Source organism: Actinosynnema sp. NPDC059797 (genome assembly GCF_042732085.1).
Classification (GTDB): domain Bacteria; phylum Actinomycetota; class Actinomycetes; order Mycobacteriales; family Pseudonocardiaceae; genus Actinosynnema.
The window spans coordinates 1-2,292 of record NZ_JBHWIE010000649.1 but is presented as its reverse complement, the minus strand read 5'-3'; the positions used below and the strand labels follow the sequence as shown (position 1 = coordinate 2,292).

2 protein-coding genes are annotated in these 2,292 nt (G+C 79.3%); both read left to right on the top strand.

Annotated features, from left to right (window positions below):
• The coding region (locus ACFV4N_RS42925; protein WP_499678446.1) for a sensor histidine kinase at window positions 1-1,265 on the top strand (1,265 nt) is incomplete at its 5' end.
• Window positions 1,262-2,185, top strand: a complete 924-nt coding sequence (locus ACFV4N_RS42920) for a TAXI family TRAP transporter solute-binding subunit (protein WP_499678445.1) — start codon at window positions 1,262-1,264, stop codon at window positions 2,183-2,185. The genes ACFV4N_RS42925 and ACFV4N_RS42920, both read left to right, overlap by 4 nt.
• Window positions 2,186-2,292 lie beyond the last annotated feature (107 nt).

Genomic DNA, 2,292 nt, shown 5'->3' with positions numbered 1-2,292 from the left:
AGCGCACGCAGCGGTACGCGCTCTGCCGCACCGCCGACCTCGACCGGTTCTCCGCGCTCGCCCAGCAGGCCGAGGCCACCGAGGACGCCACCGCCCTGCAGGACGAGGTCGCCGCCTACGTCGAGCTGTACGGCGAGCCGGTCGTGGTGGTGGACGCCCGCCGCGAGGCGGTGGCGCAGGCGGGCCTGCGCGCGGACGACCCGGCGCTCGCGCCGGTCCTGGACGCCGCGCTGCGCAACCAGCCGGTCCGGTCGGTGCCGACGGTGGTGCCGTGGTCGTCCGGGCACGTGGTGTTCGCCCGCCCGGTCGGCACGGGCACGCGGGTCGCGGGCGCGGTGGTGCTGCGGGCGTCGGTGGACCGGGCCGCGGCGGACGTGGCCGGCCGGTGGCTGTGGGTGCTGGGCGGCGCGCTGGCCGCGGGCCTGGGCTCGGTGCTGCTGGTGCTGGCCGTGACCCGGTGGCTGCTCAAGCCGCTGGCGGAGCTGGCGGTCGGGGTGCGCGCGGTGGCCGCGGGCGAGCGGCGGGCGCACGTGCCGGGCAGCAGCGGGCCGCCGGAGGTGCGCGAGCTGTCCGAGTCGTTCAACCGGATGTCCGACGCGGTCACCGAGGCCGCCGACCAGCAGCGGCGGCTGATCGCGGACGCCTCGCACCAGCTGCGCAACCCGATGGCGGCGCTGCGGTTGCGCATGGACACGCTGCGCGACCAGGTGCGGCCCGGCGGGCAGCGGGCCTACCTGGCGGGCGTGGCCGAGATCGAGCGGTTGGAGTCCCTGTTGGACGGTCTGCTCGCGCTCGCGTCGGCGGAGAGCGCGGCGACCGAGGTGGCGGCGGGCGGGCGCGAGCCCGGCCTGGCCGACCTGGGCGCGGTCGTGGTGGACCGCACCGGGTTCTGGCAGGTGCCGGTGCCCGCGCCGCCCGTGCCGCCGGTGCTGGTCCGCTGCCCCGAGTCGGCGTTGGCGCAGGTGCTGGACGTGCTGCTGGACAACGCGGTCAAGTACGGCGGCGCGGTCCGGGTCGGGCTGGGCGCGGACCGGTCGGCGGGCGTCGGCTGGGTCGAGGTGCGCGACGACGGGCCGGGGCTGACCGGGCCGGAGCTGGCGCTGGCCACCTCGCGGTTCTGGCGCGGCCGGTCCGACCGGCCGGGCACCGGCCTCGGCCTGGCGATCGCCGACCAGCTCGTGCGGGCGTGGCAGGGCACGCTGGCGCTGACCTCGGTGAACGGGTTGACCGCCCGCGTGGAGCTGCCCCTGGAGCCGCTGCTGTGACCGGGCCGACCGCGGAGCCGGCGGCCGTGAGGCGCCGGTCGTTCCTGCTGGGCCTCCCCCTGGCCGCCTGGCCCGCCGCCTGCACGGCCGGTGAGCCGGCCGGCGAGCTGGTCATCGCCGCCGGCGAGCGCGGCGGGTTCTACTTCGAGGTCGCCACCCTGCTCGCGGCCCGGTTGGGCGAGCTGCGCGCCCGGCCGCTGGAGACCGAGGGCAGCAGGCAGAACCTGGAGCTGCTGGGCGCGGGAGGCGCGCAGGTCGCGCTGGCGCTGGCGGACTCGGCGCACGCGGCCGACCCGGCGCTGGAGCTGCGCGCCCTGGGCCGCGTCTACGAGAACTACCTCCAGCTCGTGGTGCGGGCGGACGACCCGGCGCGGCGGGCCGCCGACCTGGCGGGGCGCACGGTGTCGCTGGGCGCGCGGGGCTCGGGCGCGGCGCTGTCCGGCGAGCGGATGCTGGCCGCGCTGGGCCTGCGCGACGTCCGGGTCGAGCACCACCGGCTGGAGGACGCGGCGGCGGCGCTGGCGGAGGGGCGGGTCGACGCCCTGCTGTGGTCCGGCGGCGTGCCGACGCCCAAGCTGGACGAGCTGCCCGGCATCCGCCTGCTGCCGCTGGGCGAGCTGGTGCCCGCGCTGCGCCGGGCGCACGGCTCGGTCTACGAGCAGGTCCCGGTGCCGGTGGGCGTCTACGGCGCCGACCGCGAGGTGCCCACGATCGGCGTGGCGAACCTGCTGGTGTGCCGGGCGGCGCTGCCGGAGGGGGTGGCCGGCGCGATCACCCGCACGCTGGTCGCCCGCGCCGCCGAGCTGGTGCCGGACCAGGCGCTGGGCACCCAGTACCTCGACGTGCGCAGCCTCATCGGGACCGCGCGGCTGCCGCTGCACCCCGGCGCCGCCGCCGCGTACCGCGACCTGCACGGGTGAGGGCGGCTGCCCGCTGTCGGCGACCCGCGCGGGTGAGCGGGGGTCGGGGGGGGGGGGGGGGGGCGCCCCCCCCCCCCCCCCCCCCCCAACGGGGGGGGGGGGGGCGC